This window comes from Novosphingobium chloroacetimidivorans (genome assembly GCF_014204535.1).
In the GTDB taxonomy this organism is placed as follows: Bacteria; Pseudomonadota; Alphaproteobacteria; order Sphingomonadales; family Sphingomonadaceae; genus Novosphingobium; species Novosphingobium chloroacetimidivorans.
The window spans coordinates 1-22,730 of record NZ_JACHLR010000005.1; the positions used below are offsets into that span (position 1 = coordinate 1).

The 22,730-nt window shown below is 57.1% G+C and carries 23 protein-coding genes; 15 read left to right on the forward strand and 8 right to left on the reverse strand.

The window, feature by feature from the left end; translation table 11 throughout:
* Positions 1 to 435 precede the first annotated feature (435 nt).
* Positions 436 to 732: a hypothetical protein gene (locus tag HNO88_RS07190; protein ID WP_184243591.1), complete on the reverse strand. Its 297-nt coding sequence runs from the start codon at positions 730 to 732 to the stop codon at positions 436 to 438.
* Positions 733 to 764: 32 nt separating this feature from the next.
* Between HNO88_RS07190 and HNO88_RS22230 the strand changes: the two genes are divergently transcribed.
* Positions 765 to 1,049, forward strand: a complete 285-nt coding sequence (locus tag HNO88_RS22230) for a hypothetical protein (protein ID WP_246381317.1) — start codon at positions 765 to 767, stop codon at positions 1,047 to 1,049.
* A complete protein-coding gene (locus HNO88_RS22235) occupies positions 1,022 to 1,282 on the forward strand; it encodes a hypothetical protein (RefSeq protein WP_246381319.1) in 261 nt (86 codons plus the stop codon). The genes HNO88_RS22230 and HNO88_RS22235 overlap by 28 nt, the downstream gene beginning before the upstream one ends.
* A gap of 91 nt (positions 1,283 to 1,373) precedes the next feature.
* On the opposite strand, the gene HNO88_RS23180 is transcribed toward HNO88_RS22235, so the two are convergent.
* A complete protein-coding gene (locus tag HNO88_RS23180) occupies positions 1,374 to 2,048 on the reverse strand; it encodes a tyrosine-type recombinase/integrase (protein ID WP_246381322.1) in 675 nt (224 codons plus the stop codon).
* Positions 2,049 to 2,388: 340 nt separating this feature from the next.
* Here HNO88_RS23180 and HNO88_RS07200 point away from each other — a divergent pair, with 340 nt between their 5' ends.
* The 3 genes from HNO88_RS07200 to HNO88_RS07210 all read left to right on the forward strand — a co-directional run bounded on the left by HNO88_RS07200 (position 2,389) and on the right by HNO88_RS07210 (position 4,468).
* A complete protein-coding gene (locus tag HNO88_RS07200) occupies positions 2,389 to 2,754 on the forward strand; it encodes a MobC domain-containing protein (RefSeq protein WP_184243593.1) in 366 nt (121 codons plus the stop codon).
* On the forward strand, positions 2,751 to 4,037 hold the full coding sequence (locus tag HNO88_RS07205; RefSeq protein WP_184243595.1) for a relaxase/mobilization nuclease domain-containing protein: 1,287 nt from the start codon (positions 2,751 to 2,753) through the stop codon (positions 4,035 to 4,037). Before HNO88_RS07200 ends, HNO88_RS07205 begins: the two co-directional genes overlap by 4 nt.
* Positions 4,038 to 4,297: 260 nt before the next feature.
* Complete coding sequence (locus HNO88_RS07210) at positions 4,298 to 4,468, forward strand: hypothetical protein (RefSeq protein ID WP_184243597.1); 171 nt, start codon at positions 4,298 to 4,300, stop codon at positions 4,466 to 4,468.
* A gap of 16 nt (positions 4,469 to 4,484) precedes the next feature.
* Here HNO88_RS07210 and HNO88_RS07215 read toward each other — a convergent pair whose 3' ends face one another.
* Entirely contained in the window at positions 4,485 to 4,691 is a 207-nt protein-coding gene (locus tag HNO88_RS07215) for a hypothetical protein (protein WP_184243599.1), read from the reverse strand.
* Positions 4,692 to 5,019: 328 nt separating this feature from the next.
* Between HNO88_RS07215 and HNO88_RS22665 the strand changes: the two genes are divergently transcribed.
* Positions 5,020 to 5,151: a hypothetical protein gene (locus HNO88_RS22665; protein ID WP_281383992.1), complete on the forward strand. Its 132-nt coding sequence runs from the start codon at positions 5,020 to 5,022 to the stop codon at positions 5,149 to 5,151.
* An 83-nt stretch (positions 5,152 to 5,234) separates the two neighbouring features.
* Here HNO88_RS22665 and HNO88_RS07220 read toward each other — a convergent pair whose 3' ends face one another.
* Positions 5,235 to 6,155 (reverse strand): ArdC family protein, encoded by a 921-nt coding sequence (locus tag HNO88_RS07220; protein WP_184243601.1) that lies wholly within the window; start codon positions 6,153 to 6,155, stop codon positions 5,235 to 5,237.
* Between the two features lie 277 nt (positions 6,156 to 6,432).
* Between HNO88_RS07220 and HNO88_RS07225 the strand changes: the two genes are divergently transcribed.
* From HNO88_RS07225 to HNO88_RS22670, 5 genes are read left to right on the forward strand one after another with little or no spacing between them, the layout of a single operon-like run.
* Positions 6,433 to 6,801, forward strand: coding sequence for a LexA family protein (locus HNO88_RS07225; RefSeq protein ID WP_221419883.1), 369 nt, complete (start codon positions 6,433 to 6,435; stop codon positions 6,799 to 6,801).
* Positions 6,802 to 6,803: 2 nt separating this feature from the next.
* Positions 6,804 to 8,060: a Y-family DNA polymerase gene (locus HNO88_RS07230; RefSeq protein WP_221419884.1), complete on the forward strand. Its 1,257-nt coding sequence runs from the start codon at positions 6,804 to 6,806 to the stop codon at positions 8,058 to 8,060.
* 24 nt (positions 8,061 to 8,084) lie between these two features.
* Positions 8,085 to 9,422 carry an SIR2 family NAD-dependent protein deacylase gene (locus HNO88_RS07235; protein WP_221419885.1) on the forward strand — a complete coding sequence of 446 codons (1,338 nt, stop codon included), beginning with the start codon at positions 8,085 to 8,087 and terminating at the stop codon, positions 9,420 to 9,422.
* Positions 9,422 to 11,281, forward strand: a complete 1,860-nt coding sequence (locus HNO88_RS07240; RefSeq protein WP_184243607.1) for an ATP-binding protein — start codon at positions 9,422 to 9,424, stop codon at positions 11,279 to 11,281. The genes HNO88_RS07235 and HNO88_RS07240 overlap by 1 nt, the downstream gene beginning before the upstream one ends.
* Complete coding sequence (locus tag HNO88_RS22670; protein WP_184243609.1) at positions 11,281 to 11,493, forward strand: KTSC domain-containing protein; 213 nt, start codon at positions 11,281 to 11,283, stop codon at positions 11,491 to 11,493. The genes HNO88_RS07240 and HNO88_RS22670 overlap by 1 nt, the downstream gene beginning before the upstream one ends.
* A gap of 45 nt (positions 11,494 to 11,538) precedes the next feature.
* On the opposite strand, the gene HNO88_RS07250 is transcribed toward HNO88_RS22670, so the two are convergent.
* The 4 genes from HNO88_RS07250 to HNO88_RS07265 form a co-directional block, all read right to left on the reverse strand.
* The gene (locus HNO88_RS07250; RefSeq protein ID WP_184243611.1) at positions 11,539 to 12,753 is read right to left on the reverse strand and encodes a GIY-YIG nuclease family protein; all 1,215 of its coding nucleotides are present in this window, start codon (positions 12,751 to 12,753) and stop codon (positions 11,539 to 11,541) included.
* Positions 12,746 to 14,833 carry a DEAD/DEAH box helicase gene (locus HNO88_RS07255; RefSeq protein ID WP_184243613.1) on the reverse strand — a complete coding sequence of 696 codons (2,088 nt, stop codon included), beginning with the start codon at positions 14,831 to 14,833 and terminating at the stop codon, positions 12,746 to 12,748. The genes HNO88_RS07250 and HNO88_RS07255 overlap by 8 nt, the downstream gene beginning before the upstream one ends.
* 3 nt (positions 14,834 to 14,836) lie before the next feature.
* Positions 14,837 to 17,620, reverse strand: a complete 2,784-nt coding sequence (locus tag HNO88_RS07260; protein WP_184243615.1) for a class I SAM-dependent DNA methyltransferase — start codon at positions 17,618 to 17,620, stop codon at positions 14,837 to 14,839.
* A 553-nt stretch (positions 17,621 to 18,173) separates the two neighbouring features.
* The gene (locus HNO88_RS07265) at positions 18,174 to 19,229 is read right to left on the reverse strand and encodes a hypothetical protein (protein WP_184243617.1); all 1,056 of its coding nucleotides are present in this window, start codon (positions 19,227 to 19,229) and stop codon (positions 18,174 to 18,176) included.
* A gap of 194 nt (positions 19,230 to 19,423) precedes the next feature.
* Between HNO88_RS07265 and HNO88_RS07270 the strand changes: the two genes are divergently transcribed.
* The 4 genes from HNO88_RS07270 (at position 19,424) to HNO88_RS07285 (ending at position 22,544) form a co-directional block, all read left to right on the forward strand.
* Positions 19,424 to 19,774 (forward strand): hypothetical protein, encoded by a 351-nt coding sequence (locus HNO88_RS07270; RefSeq protein ID WP_184243619.1) that lies wholly within the window; start codon positions 19,424 to 19,426, stop codon positions 19,772 to 19,774.
* Positions 19,775 to 19,856: 82 nt separating this feature from the next.
* Complete coding sequence (locus HNO88_RS07275) at positions 19,857 to 20,615, forward strand: hypothetical protein (protein WP_184243621.1); 759 nt, start codon at positions 19,857 to 19,859, stop codon at positions 20,613 to 20,615.
* A 10-nt stretch (positions 20,616 to 20,625) separates the two neighbouring features.
* Positions 20,626 to 22,155 carry a type IV secretory system conjugative DNA transfer family protein gene (locus tag HNO88_RS07280; RefSeq protein ID WP_184243622.1) on the forward strand — a complete coding sequence of 510 codons (1,530 nt, stop codon included), beginning with the start codon at positions 20,626 to 20,628 and terminating at the stop codon, positions 22,153 to 22,155.
* Entirely contained in the window at positions 22,152 to 22,544 is a 393-nt protein-coding gene (locus HNO88_RS07285; protein ID WP_184243624.1) for a hypothetical protein, read from the forward strand. Before HNO88_RS07280 ends, HNO88_RS07285 begins: the two co-directional genes overlap by 4 nt.
* The last annotated feature ends 186 nt before the right edge of the window (positions 22,545 to 22,730 follow it).

The window sequence follows — 22,730 nt, forward strand, 5'->3', positions numbered from 1 at the left end:
CCGTCAAATCAAACCGCGCCATATCAATCCCCTTCTCGGAGAATGAATCAGATCGCCGCCCCTTTGGGAATCCTGTTTATGGGTATGTGACCTAGTGAGCCGAAAACGGCTCGCTCAGATCAGCGGAAAGGCGGACGCCCGATTGAGAGTGATGAACTTCATGCGTGCAAATATAACGCAATGGGCAGTTGGCGCAATTGTGGCCTGGCGGGTTGACGACATCCGCACGTCCGACTCCCGACATTCCGGACATTGGCGGCAATACCGATGAACGACCTAGTCCGGTCGGCTTCTGCCGCTTCTCGCGTATGCCAGCGCTGCGGCAGAAGCCGCCGACTTTCCAGCTGTTCGCGTGCCGAATCCCGCTCCACGAAAGCTTCCGTCCATTCAGGTACAGTTTGGCGGCCGGAACTGGGCCGTAGCGGAAGCGCGGCTTTACGCTTGCGGCGCGGCGTCGGCAGACCTTCTCCGCATGCGTTCCAGAATGTCCTCCGCCACGTACAGAACCTCTTTCGCCACCACCGGCTTATCTCCCCTACCGATCTTGAGCGCGATCAAGAGTGGTTCGAGTGACCCTCCCCCCGGCCCGCCCAAAAGCTCCTCGAGGAGTTCGGCCCGCCGATCATTGGCAATTTCGATTGCACTGTCGACGAACGCGGGGATCAACTCCATCCTGCTAGGTATCATTGGCAGCACCTCGGTGAGCAGAAAGAATTTCCGCGTCATCGCCATGCCGGGCACCCGAGGCTGCCGAGGAGATGGACGTGGCGACCGACAGCAAGGCGAGCGATGCAAAGCACGCTGGCGAACCGATGCCGACCAAGCTCGATCCGAAAACCTACGCGCTCCGCTCGCGTCCGGCACGCGCGATCCGCTTTCGGCGTGACGTCATCGTCGGCGTGGCCGCCGTGGCAAGCCTCGGCCTCGTTGCGGTGGGCTGGATGGCGCTGAAGCCACGTCTCTTCCAGCGGGCTGCGCAAGAAGCAGAGCTGTCGCAGCCGATGCCGGGCTGGCGGACAAGGTGGATTTCCACACCTGGTCGCTGCTGAAAGGTGTGGGTCTTGCCACCATGCTGAGTTTCGGCTCCGAGCTCTCGATCGGCGGCGATGGCGATTTTGTGGAGGCGCTCCGCAAGTCCGCGCAGACCAACGTCTCGCGCGCGGGCGACCAGATCAGGTCGATCACCGCCCGATCATCTTCCCTGCCGTGCGTGTTGACCCACTCGTTCATGATCGTCGAGAAGGCAGCGCGAAACCCAGGGGGCACATGCCTGCCGTGTTAGCCGGCGCGATTGAGCAGGTAGCGGAGCGCATCTTCGCTCATCGGGCGGTGCATGTGACGCGTGCTGGGGAAGACCAGCTTGCTGGCACCGGTCAGAGGAGCGATCGCCTGTAGGACTCCACCCTCGCTGGAGCGAGAGGAACGAGGTGATCGCCGCCAACGTCATCCTTCCGTTTGAGATTACCCTTCATGCGCACGTCCGGGATGCGCCAAAGCGGTGCATGCCCGTCAAGATTTTCAAACTCGGCCCACTCCGCTCCGCGCAGCTCACCGGGCCGCACAGCGGTGAGCGCGATCAGCCGCAAAGCGAGGCGCGTGAACCTCCAGCAACTTGGGCGGCGCGAGCGTGGTGATCGGCAAGCCGCCGACGGCAGGGAAGACATCGCGTTCGAACGAGCGGAGAACGTCGGCGGCATGACCTTGGCCCATTGCGGAGCGTAGACCTCGTGCCACTCACGCGCGACCTTCTCGAAGGTGTTGCGAGAAGCTTCGATAGTGGCCTTGAGCTTCAGCTTCTTCGCGACGCCGGGGTCGTGGCCCTCTCGCAGCTTTGCCAAAGCTTCGTCTCTCAGCCTGCGCGCTTCAGCCAAGCCCAGCGAGGAATAGCGGCCAAGCGCGAGGCTCTTCTGCTTACCGTCATATTTGTAGTTGAGGCGCCAAAGCTTCGAACCGCCCGTTGTCAACAGCAGGAACAGCTGGTGAGCATCGAAAAGCTTGTAGCTTCGATCTTTTGGTTTGGCGTCTCGTATCTGCGCATCGCTGAGCATGAGATCGATACCCTATATTCAAGGTTCGATACCCGATCGCGCGTGGATGGGCATGAAGGGAAAGGAACCAGCCTGCCCCGAAAACACAAGCAATTCTGCCGATCTTGTCAATCCCGGTGGACTGCTGGGTACCCCTGCGGAGGGGCCTCTGGCGGACCTGCTGGGAGCAAGTTCGAACCATCTTACCGAAATCTTGAAGGAATGGAATGACGTCCTTCGTCATTCCAGCCTTGGTCGCGGACAGGCCCAAAATGCCAATGAACGGGAGGATGGAAGCGCCCCGCGCGTCAGCCATCCGGCTGTCGGGCGGAGGCGCAAGATTGCATAATCGGGGGGCGGGATGGCAATTCGTCCGCCTCCGTTCTCGCTCAGGCTCACTTTCGAGCAACGCGCCCGCTTGGAGGCGGAAGCGGGGGATATGTCGCTGGGCGGCTATATCCATTCCCGCCTGTTTGATTCCGAAAATCCGCCACCACGTCGTCGGAGCAAAAATCCGGTCAAAGATCACAAAGCTCTGGCCCAAGCCCTCGGGCTGCTGGGCCAATCGCGCTTGTCCTCGAACCTGAACCAGCTCGCGCGTTCGGCGAACACGGGGAGCTTGCCCGTGACGCCCGATACCGAAGCGGCGCTATTGGAAGCCGTCGCCGAAATTCGTGAAATCCGCCGCCTGCTGATCGAAGCTCTAAACCTTGAGGTCGAGCCATGATCCTAAAGGCGTCTCAGCGCAGCGGCGCGAAGCAGCTCGGTCTGCACCTCCTCAAGACAGAAGAGAACGAACACGTCGAAATTCACGAGGTCAGCGGCTTTGTGTCCGACGATCTCATGGGGGCGATGAAGGAAGCGCACGCGCTGTCGCTTGGGACCAAGTGCAAGCAATTCCTGTTTTCCGTGTCGCTCAATCCGCCGTCCACCGAGTCCGTTCGTTCGGAGGTTTTCGAGAGGGCGTGCGACGTGATCGAAGAAAGGCTCGGTCTCAAAGGCCAGCCGCGCATGATCGTGTTTCACGAGAAGGAAGGGCGTCGCCATGCCCATGCCGTCTGGTCGCGTATCGACGCGGAAACCATGACTGCCAAACCGCTGCCCTTCTTCAAGCGGACGCTCAACGCCATCGCCAAGGAACTGTATCTCGAAAACGGCTGGAAAATGCCGGAAGGGTTCCGTGATTCCAAACTCCGCGATCCGCGCAACTTCACGCTCGACGAATGGCAACAGGCCAAGCGGGCGGACCTCGATGCGCGGGAGGTGAAGGCGACTATTCAGGAATGCTGGGCGGTGTCGGACAACGGCCCCGCATTCGCCAAGGCGCTCGAAGAGCGCGGGCTGTTTCTGGCCCAAGGTGATCGGCGCGGTCATGTCGCCGTGTCGATTGAGGGCGAAGTCTTCGCCATCGCCCGTATGGTCGGGCAGAAATCCAAGGAGGTCGCAGCTCGCCTTGGCGATCCGAAGTCATTGCGGTCGGTTTCAGACACGGTGCGCTTCATCGGCGAAGCGGTAGCGCCGCGCCTGTCGCGCTATATCTCCGAAGCCAAGCGCATCGCCCACAATGCGATGAAGCCGCTCAACGAGCGGAAGCAGGCAATGAAAGACGCCCACGCGCAAGAGCGGAAGCTGCTCGCCGAAAAGCAGCGTGAGCGGCACTTGTCGGAACAGCAAGCGCGTTCCGCGCGGGTCCGCACGGGAGCGAAAGGCGTCTGGGACATCATGACCGGACGGTATTTCAAGGTCCGAAAGCAGAACGAGGTGGAGGCGTTTTTCGGCCTCCAACGTGATCGGGCGCAGCGGCACGATCTAGTTTCAGCTCAGCTCAAGGAACGGCAAGCTCTGCAACAGGAGATTGTTCGTTTGCGCGAACGAAGTGCGCGGCAGGTTCTTGGGCTGTATCGCGATGCAGCCCAATATCGTCGCATGGTTCGGGACGGACAATTCGAGCGTGACGGCGCGGAACGGGTGCGTCCCTTGGCCCCGCGCGGCCCTGAACTCGGGCGGTAAAGTTCGCAGCCTGAGGCGCGGCAATAAGCATCGGGATTCGCCATCGCCTCGATCATTTTCAGTTTTCTCATGCTGATTTCCGCCGCCCGCTGGGCGCGGTTGTGATCGGTGTATCTGTCCGATGACTGCGATCCGGTGCAAGGCGTTGTCAGCCTTCTCCATTCCATTGCGATTGGGGCAATGCACCTCATTCATGCGGGACTGATTCCTCGTCCTCAACGCGGCCCAGCGGGGGCGGCGCAAAACAACAGGAGGAATCCATGTTCAAAATGACCAAAGGCGATCTGGCCAAGAAATCCGACGCGCAGCTTGCCGCACTGTTCCAGCAGGCAACGCTCGGCCTTTCCGCCGCAAAGTCGGACCTCGCCTCGGCGCAATCGCTGCTCGCGATGATCCACGTCGAACGCGCGAACCGTCGTCCGTCTCCCTAGCGACGATAAAGGGGCGCTATCCGCGCCTCTTCTTTTCTTCCTTGCTGTCGTTGACGCGCATTACAACGCGACCGTTGAGCGGAAGGGCATTGAGGCTCAGCGTGAAGCCTTTCCCGTCGCGGGTGGCCCATGCAACGCCGATGTCGGTCCAGCGGGCTTGCTCGCCGTCGCCGTTGACAGTGAATAGGCGGTGGCTCGGGCGGTTCTGATTAGTGTCGGTCATGATGTTCTCCTGTCTGTTGCCGAAGGACCATTCCCTCGGTTCATGGGGAGTGTGCGGACCGGACGGAGAAGACGGGGATCAAAGGATGGTGAAGCCACCTGCGGGCCGGACCTGCACAAGCGAAGCGCGGAAGGGAGGCTCCTTGATCCCCGTCGCGTCCGGTCCAAAACCCATGAAGAAAACCGATGGAATAGTCATGTGGCTGACGGCGCGAACGCTGGCATCGATACTGAATGCGCCTGCTTATCCCCCCGACCGTGCACGGCGATATTGCCAATGAGGGGTCGTCGGCTGGATGGTCCGGTCGTGTTGCAGGAAGGGAATTACAATGAGCGATTACGCAGCCGAAGCCGCCCGCCGTGACGCCGAACAGCGGAAGGCCGCTCGCGATATGCAGAACGCGACGTGGCAGGAGCGCGAAAAGTACAATGCGGCCTATGCCGCCGCGCAAAAGAAATAAGTCCGCAAGACGGACAGCGAAGGCGTCGCCGGAATCCGGCGACGCCCTTTTTGTGTCTATTGCGATAGCAATGAAGGCGGCCCTCAGGCCGCCTCCTTGCGTTCGATATTGGAGAGATTAGCAAGATATTCGGCGGCCTTGTTCGCAGCACTCGCGGCGGTGAAAATCGCCTTGCGGTCGGATTTCAGGATGCGGAGCCAGTTGTCGATATAGGCCGCATGGTCGGGACGCGGCTCGGCAGAAATCCCAAGATCGCCACACAGGAAGGCTGCGCCAAGCTCGGCAATCATTTCTTCCATAGCATATGCGTCACTGCCGAAGCGTTCGTTCAACTCGCGATTGAGGCGGGTCTTGTGGCCGCTCCAATGGGTGAGTTCATGCAGGAGGGTGGAATACCATCCTTGGGTCGCGGTGCTGGTGTCAGTGCCGATGAAGCGGTGCTTGTCGGGCATGACGATGTAATCGCTCGCGGGGGCGAAATAGGCCGAGTCACCACCGATGCGAATGTCTGCACCTGTGGCGGCAATCAGCCGTTCGGCGGCGTCGATTGGATCGATCTGCGCGACGGGTTGCGAAACCTCGGGAGTCGCATATTCGTCCACTTGGGCGATGTTGAAAACGTAGGACGCCTTGGCCACGAAGCGGCGCGGATTCTCGTCGGTAGAATTGCCTTCGCCTGCGGACTCGTCATTCTCGAATTCCTTGTAAAAGATGATGAGCGATGATTTCTCGCCTTTGCGAACCTGAGCGTCGCGCTCCTGCCACTGGCGGTAAGTTCCCCAGATGCCCTGTTCGTAACCCCGCGCGTCGGCTGCGGCCCAGAGGGCGACGGTGTTGACGCCGCGATACGCATTCTTGGATGCAACATTGACGGGGCGGCAGATTGCAGAACCCTTGCGGTGCCAAGGTAATTGAACCTGCCCTGCGCCTGCTTCGATAGCAGATACGATCTGGTTGGTGATGGCTTCATACACGTCGAAGCGTGTGGTGGATTTGGTAGTCATGTCCGGTCTCCTTTCGCTGTTTCCTGAGGACGCGAAGGGAAAGGCTCGGGGTATTAAGCCGGACGGTCAGCCGTAGGCGGAACGGGCAACACGGGAGGACCAAGGCACTTGGGACGAATGGAGCGGGCCACCCGTTGACCGGGCGGCGCACCGAGCCAACTTAGCGGCATTATCTCAGGGACGGCGGAAGAGCTGGCACAAAGGCCCAATCATCCACCTGAGGACAGGAATTGAATCCTATTCCCAAACGAATAATGTTCCTGCTATGTTCTCGTGCATGGGCAGTTATCAGGGCGACGACACAACGGGCTTCCAAAGTCCGGCACAGGACTATGTTGAACCAGTCATCGATCTGGCTCAGCTCCTCGATCTGCGCCGTCCGGGCCTGTATCCCGTGCGGGTTGTGGGGCATGAACTCCGCGCCCGTGGCATTCATGCGGGCGACATTCTGATCGCAAATGCGGCGGCGGAGCCGACATCGGGCAAGGTATGCGTCGCGTTCCTGCATGGCGAAGTGATACTCGCGACACTGAATCTGAAAGACGATGCTTGGTGGCTTACGCCGTCAAAAGGGTCGCCGCTTCCGGTATGCGACGATGTTGAAATCTGGGCGATCATCAGCGCTCTCGTGCGGATGCGGGTGTGACCATGTTCGCGCTTATCGATGGGAACAGCTTCTATTGCTCCTGCGAGCGGGCATTCGATCCGACATTGCGCGACAAGCCGCTCGTTGTTCTGTCCAACAACGACGGCTGTGTGATTGCCCGAACTCAGGAAGCCAAGGAACTTGGCCTCAAGATGGGCGATCCGTGGCATATCGCGAGCAAGAAGCCTGAACTGAAAAGCGTGCTCTGGAAAAGCTCGAACTATGTCCTCTATGGCGACATGAGTCGCCGCGTGTTCGATGTGCTGTCCAGCATGGTTCCGCGTGTCGAGCCTTATTCCATCGACGAAATGTTCATGGACTACACAGGCCTCGAAGGCGACATGACGGAGAGAAGCGTCGCCATACGCGCCGCCGTCCGCCAGATTGCCAAGATTCCAACGTGCGTCGGAATTGGGCCGACGAAGACGATTGCCAAACTGGCGAACAAGCTCGCCAAGGCCGACCGTAGCGGCGTTGGCGTCCTTGATCTTTCGACGGCGGAAGCCCGCCGCGAATTTTATCCGTGCGTCGAACTCGGTGACGTGTGGGGTCTGGGCCGTGCATCGGTCGCCAAGCTGGCAAAGCTCGGGATCGATAACGTCGCATCTTTCGTGAGCATGGAACCGGACCTCGTGCGGGAGACGCTGACCGTCACGGGCCAGAGAACCCATGCTGAGCTGCGCGGCGTGCAATGCTTCACCTTCACCGACGCGCCGTCGTCGCGGAAAAGCATTGCCTGCACGCGGAGCTTCGGACGGGCCATCACATCGTTCGACGATATGCGGGAAGCGGTCGCGACATACGCGGCGCGGGCGGCTGAAAAGCTGCGCCGCTTCGGCATGAAGGCCGGAGCGATGCAGGTTTTCATGCGGACGAACGAATTCAACGACGATCCAAAATACTCGAACTCTGTGACGTTCGAGATTGAACCGTCGGCGGACTCGTTCGCCTTGATCGGCGCGGCGACACGGGCGGCGCGGTCGATGTGGCGAGAAGGCTTCCGCTATTTCAAAGCAGGGGTCATTCTGATCGATTTATATCAAGCGGCGGAATTGCCCGTGGGCGACCTGTTCGCATCTCGTGATCCCGAGAAGTCCAAAGCCCTCATGACGGCGCTCGATGCCATTAACGGACGGTTCGGAAGGGGAGCCGCACGGCCCTCCATATTGGCAGGTCGTGCAGATTGGTCGATGCGGCGTGGAAACCTGTCCCCGTGCTATACGACAAGGATAGATGACCTTTTAACGGTTCGAAGCTGAGGATTAATCGTCTGTTATCGGTGGATGATCAGCATTTTCACGCTTCGTTCCAGCCAAGCCCCGGTCTATAGTGACCTGAACAACTCGCTGGGGGTACTTTTGGAATCCGTACATAATCCCGATCGGTTCATGTCTGATCTTAGGCAAATTCTATCGCAAGGTAGAAAGCGAATTGGATTGCTTGTTGGCGCTGGCGCACCCTTGGGTGTGAGAGTGAATGCCGCCGGAAAGTTAGACGATGCGGGCAAAGCTTTGATACCGGGCGTGGACGCTTTGACGGAAAAGGTCGTGGCTGCATTGAAGGGAAAAGAAGCGGTAGCTGCCGCCGCGATCATAGCTGACCTAGATAAGAAAAAGCCAAATTCAGCTAACATTGAATCACTTCTTTCAAAAGTTCGGCTTTTGCAGAACGCTATCGGGGATTTGGAACTTCACGGTCTGGATGCGAAAGGATATGAGGCGCTCGGCCAATCGATCTGTAAAGAGATTGGAGAAGAGGTCGGCGCCAACTTGCCGAATGATCGTTGCGCTTATCATGAGCTGATTTCATGGATTAACGGAACCCAGCGGCAGCACGGTATAGAGATATTCACTACCAATTACGATCTGCTGTTTGAAGAGGCTTTTGAAGGAGCAAGAGCGCCTTACTTCGACGGATTCACAGGCGGCAACGCTCCTTTCTTCGATCCGGTCACGGTAGCAGGCGACGATTTGCCTCCGAGGTGGTCGCGTCTGTGGAAATTGCACGGCTCCTTGGGCTGGTCGAACGATGACGGCACCATTGTTCGAGCGGGAGGAAAGAAGGCCACAGAACTCGTTTATCCTGACCATCTAAAATACGATCTGACACAGAAGCAGCCCTATTCCTCACTGTTCGAACGGCTCAAACAATTCTTGCTAACACCTGACACGTTACTGCTTGCGACGGGATTCTCATTTCGTGATGCTCACATCTGCGCGGTGTTAGACGAGTGCTTAGCTGTAAATAAAAACACGGCTGTTTTCGCGTTTCAGTTTATGGAACTCGCAAAAGAGGAGCCTGCATGCAAGATCGCGTACAACCGTCCGAACTTATCGGTTTATGCCGCTGACGGGGCGGTCATCAGTGGCGTAGCTGGAAAATGGAAACTCGGCGATCCGCCAAAAAACTGGACCGATATTCGGGCAAGCTTTTGGGGCGAGCGAACAAAGGGGTTGCCGCATGTTTTCCTCTTGGGAGATTTTGCCCGGTTCAGCCGATTTTGCGCCCTTTCGCAATCTGCGGACATGCAGCGTCCAACAACGGCACCAATCGACGAGCCGGAAAGTCCAGCTTCATCGGATGCAGAGACTGTGGCTGAAAAACAAGGGAAAGCCGCATAATGCGGGACACCGACCCAACGTATCTTGGTAGGGTTGCGGGTGTCGCTGGTGCGTCAATCCGCGTGAAATTGGCAGAATCGCTCTCTTCCGGTTTGGCGATTATCAAGGGGCACACATACCGAGTGGGACAAGTGGGTAGCTTCGTCCGCATTCCTCAGGGGTATCAGGATTTGTATGGCATCGTCGCAGAAGTCGGCGCGGCGGCGGCTCCGCCGAGTGCGGACGGTGCCGACATCGACACGGGTCGATGGATGCGGGTGGAACTCGCCGGTGAAGCCATCGGTGACCGATTTGAGCGCGGCTTAAGTCAGCACCCCAACATTGATGACAGCGTTCACATTGTTACTGAGAGTGACCTGAAAAGAATTTATGGCGGTAAGGGGGACGATCAAGTGCCGGTCGGCTGTCTCTCTAGCGCAGAGAACATCACTGTCCGCCTTGCCCTTGATGCACTGGTGACACGGCATTCTGCCATTCTGGGTTCGACGGGTTCAGGGAAGTCCACGACTGTCGCGAGCCTACTCCGGTCTATCGTGCGGCCTATGGACGGCAAAGGCGCTGATGGTGCTCGGGTTCTGCTATTAGACATTCACGGAGAATATTCTGCCGCGCTTGGCGATATCGCGACGGTTTTCAGTACCACGCCGCAGCCAGGGGAGAAGCCTCTTGTCGTACCTTACTGGGCTTTGGAGGCCGGCGAGCTTTTGGATTTCGTTGCAGGCGATCTCAACGACAATCATCTAATCGCCTTCACCGATAAAATTCAGGAGCTGAAAGAAAAGACCTTGGCGGCTGGTTCGCTGGCGGGCTTGGACGCCAATTCGATTACCGTTGATAGCCCTGTTCCGTTCAGCCTCAAGAAGCTTTGGCTTGATCTGATTGATTTTGAAATTCGAACGCTCACCGGGACAAATCGCGACGTGCCAGCCATCGAAAAGCCCGGCGACGCAGAAAGTCTCACGCCTCCGCAGTATACCCCACACGCAATAGGCTCTGCTGGCCCGTATCTGAATACGGCGGCGAAAGGTATACGACGTCCGCTGAATCTTCTTAGGTCGCGGCTGCTGGATCGACGCTATGATTTCATTTTGCATCCCGGCGAATGGGAGCCAGATGTCAACGGAACGACGGCCAAGGACTTAGATGTTTTGCTGTCCGGCTGGCTCGGCCATGACAAACCTCTGACAATCTTAGACTTGTCAGGTGTGCCTAGCGCGGTGCTTGTGCGGCTTATCGGCTCGATTCTGAGAATTATCTATGAGGCTTTGTTTTGGAGCCGCGAGAAAACCGAAGGTGGGGTATTGCGGCCACTCCTGATTGTTATGGAAGAAGCACATCGATACGTCAGCCCAGAAAGTGGGAATGTCGCGGCGGACGTGGTGAAGCGAATAGCGAAAGAAGGCCGGAAATATGGTGTCGGCGCTATGCTCGTTTCGCAGCGGCCCGCTGAAATTGACGAAACCGTTTTGTCGCAATGCGGCACGCTCATAGCGCTTCGGCTGACCAATCCAACTGACAGAGCGAGGGTCAAGGGCGCGCTGCCCGACAATCTATCGGGTCTGATGGATTTACTGCCGGTCTTGCGGACAGGAGAAGCCATCATCGCTGGGGAGGCTGCGCGGTTGCCGGTCCGAACAAGGGTCTTCCTACCTTCGTCAGAACATCTTCCTAACAGTCTCGATCCTGCTGTAAGCGAGGCTTGGGCGACACGAAGGAAGGCAGAGGGATATGATCGCGTTGTCGCATCGTGGCGCGCTCAAAGCACGACGGCGGTTGCAAAGAAAGCGGATGTGAAGCGGGTGGCGGTCGTTGATTCATCATCGGCTAAGAGTGACAGTAAAGACGAAAAGGCGGAATAATGGAACGGGCGGCAGTAGGTTCATCGAATATATCGGAGGTTGGATATGATCCAACATCTGAAACTTTGGAAGTAATGTTCACGAATGGTTCGGTGTATCAATATTACAATGTTGGCCAAGCCTTGTTTGACCAGTTAATGCAGGCACCCTCTAAGGGACAATATCTGAACGTTTATATTAAAAACTCTTACCCGTACTCGCGAGTTGGGTGACAATAATTCTTCTGTGAATCGTGCCTTATTAAAGAGCGACAGCTTTCATGTTGACGTTGTACGTGCACGATCCTTCGATTGTGCGTGAACCAAGCGAGCCGATTTGGCATCGTATCTGTACTGAGTGATGGTACCGTCTTTGATCCGTTCAACGGCTTCGTCGATCACATGGAGAGGCACGAGAAACCACTCACGGGGGCGGACAGGCTTGCCGAAGCGGTCCGCGATTTCGAGGTCGTAAGCCGCGTCGGCGAAAAACCGATGGATCAGCTTTTCGAGCTTGGTACGGTTGATATTGAATAGTTTGTATTCGGCGATGATCTCGACGCCTGCCAAGAGGTAGGTTGCGTCGTTCTCGGCGGCTGCGATGCGCGTTACGACGCTGCCGCCTGTCACGCCAATTTTATGAATGAGTGCGCGATGCGCGGCGATCTGGGGATGATCGGACTTGCTTCGGAGGACATAGATTGACCCGCTTTCCGTATCGCCTTCGGTGGCACTACCTGAAAACAGTGGGCCTGCCTCGGGATCGGTAATGCGCCGTCCTGCTTCATCCTTATGGAGTGCGCGTTGCAGCGACCGCATGAGCATATTGCTCTCGGTCCCATTGTCGAAAACAACACGAAGGCGGGCGTCAGTTCGACCTTGGGCATTGGAATATATTTCGCCCATTTCAGCAACGTAGGCCATCTGGCCACCGACGATGAAGACGCTTCCGACACGGATTTCAGCCTTCAATTCGAACGGACGGGTATTGCGAACGCCCGTGTCCAGCTCGTTTTTGATCTGGGCAAAAATCGGCTTAAACTTGTCAAAGTCTTCGCACTTGTCGCGATTGGCGATCTCCTCGGCGGCGCGCCGTTCCTCGCGGGTTTGAACATGGCGGAGCTGGGTGATGTCGTCGTCGCTGCCGCCTTCAATGCCGAGTTCCGCAAGCAGGGCATCGTCGTCCAGTTCATCGGGGACGGCGCGATTGGAAACGGAGCTGGCATCGAGCAACCCGTGCTTGTCCAGAGGCGCGAGTAAAGTCCGGCACTCGTCGAGTTCGCGCAAGCGATCAAGACGGACGGCATAAAGCCGCTCGAAGATGTCGCGCTCCTCGCCATGCAGCGGGGCGCGACCATGCTCATCATAGAATTTGAGGATGTCCTCGAAGCCCGCGATGATCCGTTCCTCGCGCGGAGTGTAGGTGCGCGCGACCTTCTGCTCGACGGTGACGCCGAGTTCGGCAAGCAGTTCGTCGTCGGTCAAATCAACCATTGGCGGCCTGCGCTCTGTGTTTCGCAAGGGCCGCTACGCCTTCGGCAAGGCGCTTTTCCCAAGGGTCTTGTGCTGTGATGTCGGGAGCGCGTCCGCGTTCCTGCTTCCATTTCAAAGCGCGAATGGCAAGATCGCGAGCCTCTTCGTAAGGGATGCTGACCTTCCGCTTCTCGATGACGGCGGCAACCTGCTTCAACGTGCCTTCGCTCATGGATTTGGCAAGCACCGCATAGGCAGCTTCAAACGGATTGATCCGGTCGATCAGGTCAATGTCGAGGTCGCGCACGTCCATTGCGAATTTCCGTACACCGTCGAGCAATGCCGTGTTCGCGCGCAGCTCGTCGCCGTCACCAGCATCGCCAGTGCTGGCAAGCTGCTTGGCTTTCTGCGTGAGGTTGAGTGCCGCGATGGCGTGTTGGCGGACGGCTTCCTGATCTTCGTCGGTCAACTCAGGGTAACGGTCGCGCACGATTTTGCCCATTTTGAGCTGGGTCAGCTCTTCCGCCAAGGTTTCGCCGCCGACGTGCGCCCCATCGAACAGGCCGCGCTCCAAGGCCGACTTGTCCTGAACGAATGCCGTGATGACCTCGTTCAAATCCTCGGTGCAAATGCGGTTGGCTTCGGGGCTTTTCGGCTCGACAAGCCCCTTGATCTCGAAATGGAACTGGCCGCGTTGCTCATTGAAGCCGACGTTGGTTTTGCCTTCCTTGTAACCGCCTTCGCCATAGTCGAAGCGTTCAATCGGGCCTCGGTCTTTCGGCGTGAAATTGAAGCGCGGTGCGAGAACTTGTTCCATCAACAGGCTGGCGGCGATGGCTTTCAGGGTGTCGTTGATTGCATCGACAACGGCGGCTTCCGACGCATCGGGTTCCGCGATGAGGTTGGTGAAGCTGGCCACTTCCTTGTTGGGCGCATCACGGGTGGCGCGTCCGATGATCTGGATGATCTCGGTCAGACTGGAACGGTAGCCGACCGTGAGCGCGTGTTCGCACCAAATCCAGTCGAAGCCTTCCTTAGCCATACCCAGCGCGATGATGATGTCCACATGGTCGCGGTCATTCTTATGCGCAGGGTCTTTCAGCGCATTGAGCGCCTTGGCCCGCTTCGTTGCGTCGCTGTCATCGACAAGATCGGCAATCTTGATCGTGCGACCATCGGGCAACTCCACACGGTGGAATCCCGTCGCATCATCGACGCCTTTCCAGTCGCCGAGATATTCCATGATCTCTTCGACTTCCTTGATCTTGTCCTTCGTGCTTTCGCGCGAATTGACGGAGGGAATGTGGACGATGGTTTTCAACGATGGATCAAGGACGGCCTCAATCGCATCAAGATAGCGGCCCGTGTAAAAATAATACCCGATGTTCAAAGATTTCAGGTGGTCGTAGCCGTTAAGCTGCTCATAGTAAGTGTAGGTGACAGTCTCGAACTTGGCCTCATCCTCGGGCGGCAAAACTGCCACGGCATCGCCACGGAAATAGCTGCCCGTCATGGCAACGATATGGACCTTGCCTCGTCGGATGAACTCGGCGAGCTGGCCACCCAGCTTGTTGTCGGGGTTGGCGGAAACGTGGTGGAACTCGTCCACCGCGATCAGGCGGTTGTCGAACGCCTCGACGCCCAACTGTTCGACCGCAAAGCGGAATGTCGCATGAGTGCAAACCAGCACCTTGTCATCGTTGGCGAGAAACTGCCCAACGGCGCGAACCTTGGAAGGGTCAACGCGCTCTTCATCGGGGCCGGGTGCGTTGCACAGATTCCATTGCGGCTTCACCGTCCAGTCGTAATGGAAGCCATGCTTGGTGAGCGGTTCATCCGCGAAACTCCCGCCGATGCTTTTTTCAGGCACGACAATAATCGCCTGCGAAACACCTTGGTTGTGCAGCTTGTCGAGCGCAATGAACATGAGGGCGCGGGATTTGCCCGACGCGGGCGGTGACTTGATGAGCAGAAATTGCTCGCCGCGCTTGGCGTAAGCGCGCTCCTGCATCTGACGCATTCCAAGCTCGTTCGCCTTGGCCGACGCGCCTGTGCGGGCGGTCTGAAACGATACGGCGGGAATTGGTTTGGATGTCGTCATGGCTCAAGCCGCCTCTTTCTTTTTGGTTTTCTTCGGCTTTCCAGCACTTTGCGTCATTTTGGTGTAGAGTTCAAACAGCTTTTCTAACCGCTCGGTGTCGTTCTTAAACCGCCGTCCAATGTAAATGCGCTCCAAAACCTCGTCATTGGCCTCGTGGGCGCGGCGAAGATTATCAGGCATATTCTCAGGATCATACAATTCGGCAATGGTAGCCGGATAATGCGCTTCACGCGCAAGTAAAATTTCATGTGCGCAACGGGTCAATTCAAATTTATTTTGCTCCGTCAGTGTATTTATCGGAAAAGTGTGCCAACCCATTTTGTTTGAGTACGAAAAGCGAGTTTCAAGCTTTCCGCACACAGCAGCGATCCAAACTAAGTGCATCCGCGATGCTATGATAGACAGATTCATTATTGGGCCATCATACAAGGCATAAGACAAGTTGGTTGCACGATCTTGCGATTTGAATAAATCCACTGGGAGATACGGCCTATTTTCAGAACTTCGAATTGGCACTATGATAGTGTTGTGTCGCCCAAAATTCATTTCTCGAAACTGATGCGAGCGAGCAGCCATCTGCCTTGTTCCAGAGTCGCCGCTTGCCAAACGCATTGATTTCACAGCTTCGATACGTTCTGCTATTGAGGGAATTGACAAAGCTTCATTCAAATCGGGATTTTCAATCCAGATACAGTATCGGGACAAGCCATTTATTACTTCCGTTGATCCCCATAGCGGCTTCAGCCAACGCTCTCTTTGAGTTTGATTTAATCCTAGATTTTTAATTTCATCGGTCGTTAAAATTAAGTGACCGCCATCATATGGAGCATTTCCCAGAGACATAGGAGTAATGTCTGAAAGAGGCGTGGTTCGTCCTTCGACAATTACGGTGTGGTTTGGAATGAGATATGGGCCGATGATACTGCAAGACTTGTATATAGCATTATCCGCTTCCGTTACATCAAACAGCTTTCTCTCAGTGTAATTACGAGAAGAAATCCCAACTATTATGACGGTAACACCTGCGTTGTTGCTGGCTAGATTTCGCCATTTAAATGAGGTGTAAGCAAACTTTATCTGAACTCCCATTTTATTCAATATAGGCCACAAAACCGGAACTTGTCCGCCTTGACAAATAGAATTGGTGCTTACGAACGCCGCCTCAGCATTTGTAATTCTTGCCACCTCTGCGGCTTTTACAAACCACCCGCACACGTAATCTAGAGTTCCACTTCTAGAAGTGTACGGAGATAGGAGGCGAGTTAATTCATCCTTGTCTTCTTTGGTCTGGTTTTTTGTGCCTTTGTATGGCGGGTTTCCACAGATATACGTTTCACCCCCGTCGTTCTCAAAATCGATCTGAGCTTGGTCAATGGGTGTGTTAAAAAGGTCATCACCGTGCAATTTTACGCCCGTTCCAGTCGGGGGGCAGATGCTCAACCAATCCAGACGCAACGCATTCCCACAGGTGATCCAATTTTGCGCGTCTAGAGGCAGGAACTCGGCGAGCGCCTCCTTCTGCCCACGATACAGCACATCGCACTGATACTCAGCTATGATAAGCGCGAGACGGGCAATCTCCGCCGGAAAATCGCGCAGCTCAATTCCCCGATAATTGGTGAGAGGGATGTCGGTGCGTCGATCAGCTTCATCGCGCCGCCGATTGATCTCCGCTTCAATGGCGCGCATTTCCTTGTAGGCAATGACAAGAAAATTGCCGCTGCCGCACGCTGGATCGAACACGCGTATTTTCGCCATGCGATTGCGGAGGTTCAACAGCTTGCGGCCATTGTCGCCTGCTTCCTCCAACTGGTCGCGCAGGTCGTCGAGAAAGAGCGGGTTCAGCACTTTCAGGATGTTGGGAACGCTGGTGTAGTGCATCCCCAATGCGCCGCGCTCATCGTCGTCGGCGACCGCTTGGATCATACTGCCGAAAATGTCGGGGTTGATCTTGGTCCAGTCGAGATTGCCAATGTTTAGCAGGTAGGTCCGCGCGATCTTGCTGAAACGCGGAACGTCCGTGCTGCCTGAAAACAGCCCGCCGTTGACGTAAGGGAACACGTCGGCCCAGCGGGGTAGCTTGGCGGTCGCACGGTCCGCGACACTGGTGTTCATCGCGCGGAACATTTCGCCAATCACCTCATGGGTGTTCGACGAGTCCCGCTCGCTCATCTGGTCAACAGTCGCGGTGAACAGGCCCGTGCCGTTGAAGATGTCGGTATCCTCTGCGAAGAAGCAGAAGATCAGTCGCGCCATGAAATGGTTCATGTCGGGGCGGCGGGCGGGCTTCGCCCAATCGGGATTGTCTTTCAGCAGCTCGACATACAGGCGGTTCAGACGTCCCGTCGCCTTGATGTCGAACGAGCTTTCCCTGATCTGCTTGACGGTGGTGATGCCCGCCAAGGGCAGGAAGAAACCGAAATGATCGGGGAACTGAGTATAGTTGCACGCGATGGGCGGCTCATCGCTAAACAGGTCTTCGGCCTGTAGCGTCTCGCCATCGGTGGCGAGAATGAACTTCGCCTTGGCCTGTGCCGTCTTCGGGCTTTCCCTCAAAGCCCTCAGCGTCGCATCGACCTGACCAGCGGCACAGGTGGCAACGTGGATGTTGCTGCGTTGAAGGACGCCACCCGCAACGTCGGACGTGTTCGACGCGCCTGCACGAAGGCGCTTGAGCGTGGTGTCCTTGTTGCCGAACGCAGCAAGGAACGCATACGGGAATTCGACTGGATCGAATGGCGCAGTCGCAAGGTCGGATACGGCTTCTTCGATTTCGACTGCGTTCATGCGCCTAAGTGTTCCTTGTTACGTCAAATTCCGTGGCCTCCCTGATGGGGTTGTCGGCTGAATCGCCGACACTCATGCCACCGACATGAGTAGATCAGGGGGCGGATTTTGTCACCTAGAACCCGCTCCATGTATGCGGCTATCCACATTGGCGGGCATCCAATCGGCGGACGGTTGGCCCCTCGGGGAGAGGCTGGGTTCCAAGGGGCAGGCACGCCCTTTCGGTCGTCTCAATGGGCGAAAACAGTGTGCAGGGTCCAAGGGCGGCATACGCCTTGGTCGTGGTTCAGGGCGCGAAAGCCCTGACGGCATCCAATCCGAGCAGGGTTGGGGTATGGGGGAGGAACCGCAACGCGGTTCCGGTTGGGGAGAGAGCATTCTCCCCAATGGTGCGGATCTGGCTCAATGCCAGTGACGCGCCACTGCTAGAGGGATGCAACGGGAGAGCGCAGCGTCTCCCTTGCCAAGATAGGCGTGGTAGTACCACGCACATCTTGCGGTCAGCGTAAGCGACGGTCTTTCTATCCCTTTGCCTCCGCTGACGGGTTCGGCATCAGGTGATCTGCTGCCAAAGCTGGTGAGCCTCGCCATGTGACGCGAAGCTCCAGTAATGAGAATACAGGTCGGGATGATCTTCCCTCTTGAATATGAAATCGGGTCGCGTGCCGCTCTTCGTTGCTGAGGTTCGCGGTGACACAACGACAAGCGCGTCCTCATGGTCCGGGTCCACGAACGATAGCGTCATGGGCAGGAACCAAGCGCGATAAATTTTGAGCACACCCGCTTTGGTGTGCCGCGATCTTGCTTTGCTTTCTATCGCTGCCTTCTCGGCGGCATACGAAGCCGCGAAGCGGTCGAGTGTCGTCCAGCATTTTTGAAGATGCGCGGGAAACTGCTCTTCCTTCAGGAACCGCGTCCAGATTCCTACCGCGTCGGATGGTGGCATGTGCGAGAAGGGCTGCGGCGCATCCCCGTGCATGGCGACGATTTCGACCGTTGCGCCGCGAATGAGCGCATCCCTGATCTTGGGCCAGAAGTCAGCGTCGCTGCCTGCTTCCTGATTTATCATGTACCAGTGGTTTTGAGCGATCAGGACAATGCGCTTGCTCGCCCGCTGGAACAGATAGCCAAGGTCGCGGGCGCTTTTCTCCTGAAGGAATGCAAGGACCGGGACAGGTCGGGAGCCAAGACGTGAACGGGCGTCTTCGATCATCTGTTCAGGACTGAGGCCGAATTTTTCGAGGATCGGGCCGGTCAGGTCGCCCCGTTCGCACCATGCCCATATTAGTAGCAGACCGAAGAGGGCTGGCTTGTGCCTGTTCCGCAAGCTGACGACATTAGTTCTCACATAATCTGCGAGGTCCAATTCGTCCTTTTCTCCATCGGCTCGTCGAAAACTGATCTGAGCGTTTTCGGCTATCGCAGCGAGCGGACCGATTAAGGCGCGATATTTCGGCTTTCCGCCTCCGGGGCAGTTGTCCTTTATCACCTCATAGAGAGCCGCCGCCTGATCCTCGAAAATGCGTTTTTCTGACCGCTCGGCAGCGGCAACCGCTGCGCGAAGTATCTCCGGGTCGATCAGCTCGCGGGGAAGATTCTCGTAGGGCATTTCAACTGCATAGCAGCAGTCGCTGCTCGTTGGCAGATGTCGTTACCCTTATTTTACCCTGTTGTTGCCTGTCCTGTTCAACTCCCCGCCAATGTTCAGTCGGGGTAGCAAAATGAGGTCGGCGGGAATGCACCCGGCGGCGTCGCGACAGAGGTAACACAGACTGGCCAGTCGTCTTTCCAAGGACGACGACAATGGAAATCCACATTGAAAGCCGCGAACGCCTTCTGAGCCTCGATTTTTTAGAGGGGCTGGCGATTCGGATTGCAGACCTGAATCTTTCTCGTGTCAAAACGACGGACTGGCTTGCCAGTAAAATCTTCTTCTTCGACGGGACAATCTACGATTGGAATGGCAGGCCGCTCTATCTCGATAGCGACATAGTGGATCGGGCGTATGGGCGGGACATCGCCTGTAGCTGGAACAGCGAAGTGAAGATGTTCGCTGCGCGCCCGCCGATCCGGCGTCCGTCGCATCGGCTGCTATTGCGTCTGGCTTTGTGGGACAGTGCTATGAAGATCAATCTTACTCCTGTCCTTTCCTGACATCACAGGCGGGCCGTTATCCCCCCGATAGCGGCCCGTAATTTTGAGAGATGTAGGCTCCACTTTTACGACGGAGACTCCCATGACCTATCGTATCGACTACACTGGCGACGATTCCGACAACAGCAATGTGGTTGCCGCAAGCCATTATACTGCGCCTGAAATCCGCTATATCGAGATGCCGCGTCGCGGTTTCGGTATCCCGAGCATCGTCAAAACCTCCGCCGCCTTGTTGCTGGGCGGCGCGGTGCTGTTCGGACTGGAGGCACAGGGTCCGGTCGAGTTGCGCCCTTCGACGCTGATGGGAACCTATGACTCCCGCATTGAAGAGCAGGTGAAGGCTGCGGAGATGCGCGTTCAGGGTCGCTACGAGGGCTGGGCTGCACAGGTGAAGGCTTCTGCGGAGCAGAATGTCGAGCAATATAAGGCCAAGACCAATGGCTTGATCGCCGCCTATCAGGGGGGACTTGATCGCGCCAAAACCTATGCTCAGCTTACGGGCCAGTTGCAGTCGCAGCTCGTCGGTGCCCAGCTCAGCCGGACGGGCAACGAACAGTCCCTCGAAGTCGCTCTCATTAGTTGGGGTCGTCTTCTGGGCACGGGCCTGAACATCTATCACCCCGGTTCGGGCGATCAGGTGATGGGCTGGGCGGAAGTGAACAGCGACCGCCTAGAAGGCGAGCTGAACGATGCAGTGCTCAAGGGACAACGCGTTTCTATCGAAGGATGGGACACGGGCCTTCCGTCCGCCGCTGAATTGCAGCGGCAGCTTGATGACGTCGAGCCATTGAAGGTGCCGCCGATGCCTGCGCTCGGTCCCGAACACGGTTCGGATCGCTGAGAAGGCATGTATGCGCCGCCGCTCCATGCTGCCGTTTCTGCAAACATTCGCCTCCGTGCATCGGGGCGTGGTGGAGCGGGATTATGCCGATGCGTCACGACGCGAAGCGGCTCAGACAAGGGCGCAGATTGCGACGGCGCAGGCGTCAGGCGTCCTGGGCAATGGGCGTCTCGCAAATCTGCGCGACGCCCAAGCCGCAAATCTCTTCGATCCGAACGGATTGTTTCTCGGGGCGCTGCATAAGCGCCCCTTGTTTTTCAGCGGTGACTCTCCGCTCCTTACCTATGCCCGCACGGGTACTGGTAAGGGCCGCGATTTCATCCTGCCAAATCTGGCGCATAGCCGGAACCGCTCTATGGTCGTAATCGACCTGAAAGACGGAGAAAATTGCTGGGCAAGCCATGTCCACCGTCGCAACAATCTCGGTCATAAGATTGTCTATCTCAATCCGTTCGGGCTGCACGGCCTGCCGAATGCGCGGATCAATCCGCTGCACAACCTCATCGACATCGTTCGCTCCGGCGAACAAATCGATACTGAGGCCGATGAGATTGCCCATATCCTCATCCCGCCATCGCCAAAGGATCAGAATGGCGATTGGGTCGGGAGCGGCGCTCGGCGGATGCTCGCGCTCCGCATGGAATATCTTGCCCTGTTCGAGTCGGAATTGTGCAATCTGGGCGGGCTGTGGCGGTTTGTGAATTCATCGCAGGACGATCAGAACATGGCGTTTGCCATGATGACGACGTGCGGTGTGGAAGGTATTGAGCGCCGCGCCCATGCCATCCAAGCGACGGCTATGGACGCACCGAAGCAGCAGGAAGCCTATAAGTCGGCCTGCATCGACGCGCTCAACGTATTTGAGCCGAACAAGAAACTGGAACGGGCTACCTCGGGCCACGATGTCGATCTGTCGGCGCTCAAGCATAGGCTGCATACGGTCTATCTGATGGCACCTAGCGACAAGCTCAGCGCCGTCGCGCCGTGGGTCAGCCTTATTATCAGTTATCTCATCGAAACCGTCGCGCGGGAGCGCGGTCCTGTCGCGACGACGTTGATCCTCGACGAGTTCGCCCAACTGCCACCATCACCAGCAATCAAGAAGATGCTTCACCTCTATCGGGGGAAAGGGTTGCAGCCGTGGATATTCGCGCAAGGGCGTCATCTGCTCGAAGGCAAATGGTCTCGCGACGCAGTGAAGGATTTTGAGGACTCGGCTGCGATCCTGAACACCAGTTGCGTCGAGGACACCGACGTTATGGCCGATATTGAGAAGTGGAGCGGGAATCGCACAGTTCTCATGCACGGCATGAACCGCAGCGGCGGGACGGTGGAATCTGCTGGAGCGAACCTCGGCGAAAGTAAACGCGCTGTCATGCAGTCGGAGGACATTCGCAAGGTCGGCGACGGTCGGCAAATCATTCGCGTCGCGGGGATGCCGTATCTGTTGGATTGCGAGCGCGTACCGTTCTTCCACATCGATCCGTGGAAAAGTCAGATTCTTGATGTCCGTGATCTCCATAAGGGTATGCGGAAGTGACCGGGGATAGCGCAGCGGTTCGCGCGATCAGCCCGCGTTTTGCGTCGGTGAGTGTGGCGCAATCCGCGCCTGCTACCGTTCCACCTGAACGCGCGGCGGAAGTGTGTGAGAAAGCTGAGCGCGTAACCGCGAAGGCAGAGGCACACTTTGAAAAGCATCGCCAGCTCTGGACCAACCGCCAGTACGGGCAGCTTCTCGCCCGTGATGGCGAGCGCATGGCGTTCCGACCAAATGGAATGGCCGATGATCGCAAAGCGCATCTAATGCGGGCGGCGGATCATCTGGTGAGGCAGAAACAGGTTCAGCGGATTTCCAAGATTGCTCGTGCCGCTCAGAAAATGATGATGGAAGGGCAAACCAACCGACGCCAGCACGAAATGGGGAGGTAACAAAACTCCATGTAAGTTTGATAATATGAAATAATATGTGGTATTATAAAAATGGGGATTACGAGTATCTTCGCAAAACGCGAATTCGAAAGTCGTATGCCTTACGCGAGAACCCGGAACATATTCTTCGGCTATATCGCTGAACACTAAAAGCGATGGGCCGTGGGAAAGACTATTCCCCCGACT

Excerpts from the sequence above, each read along its gene's own strand:
- HNO88_RS07225 (WP_221419883.1), top strand. The coding sequence starts at position 6,433 with ATGGGCAGTTATCAGGGCGACGACACAACGGGCTTCCAAAGTCCGGCA.
- HNO88_RS07240 (WP_184243607.1), top strand. The coding sequence starts at position 9,422 with ATGCGGGACACCGACCCAACGTATCTTGGTAGGGTTGCGGGTGTCGCT.
- HNO88_RS23180 (WP_246381322.1), bottom strand. The coding sequence starts at position 2,048 with ATGCTCAGCGATGCGCAGATACGAGACGCCAAACCAAAAGATCGAAGC.
- HNO88_RS07205 (WP_184243595.1), top strand. The coding sequence starts at position 2,751 with ATGATCCTAAAGGCGTCTCAGCGCAGCGGCGCGAAGCAGCTCGGTCTG.
- HNO88_RS07265 (WP_184243617.1), bottom strand. The coding sequence starts at position 19,229 with ATGCCCTACGAGAATCTTCCCCGCGAGCTGATCGACCCGGAGATACTT.
- HNO88_RS22665 (WP_281383992.1), top strand. The coding sequence starts at position 5,020 with ATGAGCGATTACGCAGCCGAAGCCGCCCGCCGTGACGCCGAACAGCGG.
- HNO88_RS07190 (WP_184243591.1), bottom strand. The coding sequence starts at position 732 with ATGGCGATGACGCGGAAATTCTTTCTGCTCACCGAGGTGCTGCCAATG.
- HNO88_RS07220 (WP_184243601.1), bottom strand. The coding sequence starts at position 6,155 with ATGACTACCAAATCCACCACACGCTTCGACGTGTATGAAGCCATCACC.
- HNO88_RS07255 (WP_184243613.1), bottom strand. The coding sequence starts at position 14,833 with ATGACGACATCCAAACCAATTCCCGCCGTATCGTTTCAGACCGCCCGC.
- HNO88_RS07210 (WP_184243597.1), top strand. The coding sequence starts at position 4,298 with ATGTTCAAAATGACCAAAGGCGATCTGGCCAAGAAATCCGACGCGCAG.
- HNO88_RS07250 (WP_184243611.1), bottom strand. The coding sequence starts at position 12,753 with ATGGTTGATTTGACCGACGACGAACTGCTTGCCGAACTCGGCGTCACC.
- HNO88_RS07275 (WP_184243621.1), top strand. The coding sequence starts at position 19,857 with ATGACCTATCGTATCGACTACACTGGCGACGATTCCGACAACAGCAAT.
- HNO88_RS07230 (WP_221419884.1), top strand. The coding sequence starts at position 6,804 with ATGTTCGCGCTTATCGATGGGAACAGCTTCTATTGCTCCTGCGAGCGG.
- HNO88_RS07215 (WP_184243599.1), bottom strand. The coding sequence starts at position 4,691 with ATGACCGACACTAATCAGAACCGCCCGAGCCACCGCCTATTCACTGTC.
- HNO88_RS07270 (WP_184243619.1), top strand. The coding sequence starts at position 19,424 with ATGGAAATCCACATTGAAAGCCGCGAACGCCTTCTGAGCCTCGATTTT.
- HNO88_RS07200 (WP_184243593.1), top strand. The coding sequence starts at position 2,389 with ATGGCAATTCGTCCGCCTCCGTTCTCGCTCAGGCTCACTTTCGAGCAA.
- HNO88_RS07235 (WP_221419885.1), top strand. The coding sequence starts at position 8,085 with ATGATCAGCATTTTCACGCTTCGTTCCAGCCAAGCCCCGGTCTATAGT.
- HNO88_RS22670 (WP_184243609.1), top strand. The coding sequence starts at position 11,281 with ATGGAACGGGCGGCAGTAGGTTCATCGAATATATCGGAGGTTGGATAT.
- HNO88_RS07260 (WP_184243615.1), bottom strand. The coding sequence starts at position 17,620 with ATGAACGCAGTCGAAATCGAAGAAGCCGTATCCGACCTTGCGACTGCG.
- HNO88_RS07280 (WP_184243622.1), top strand. The coding sequence starts at position 20,626 with ATGCGCCGCCGCTCCATGCTGCCGTTTCTGCAAACATTCGCCTCCGTG.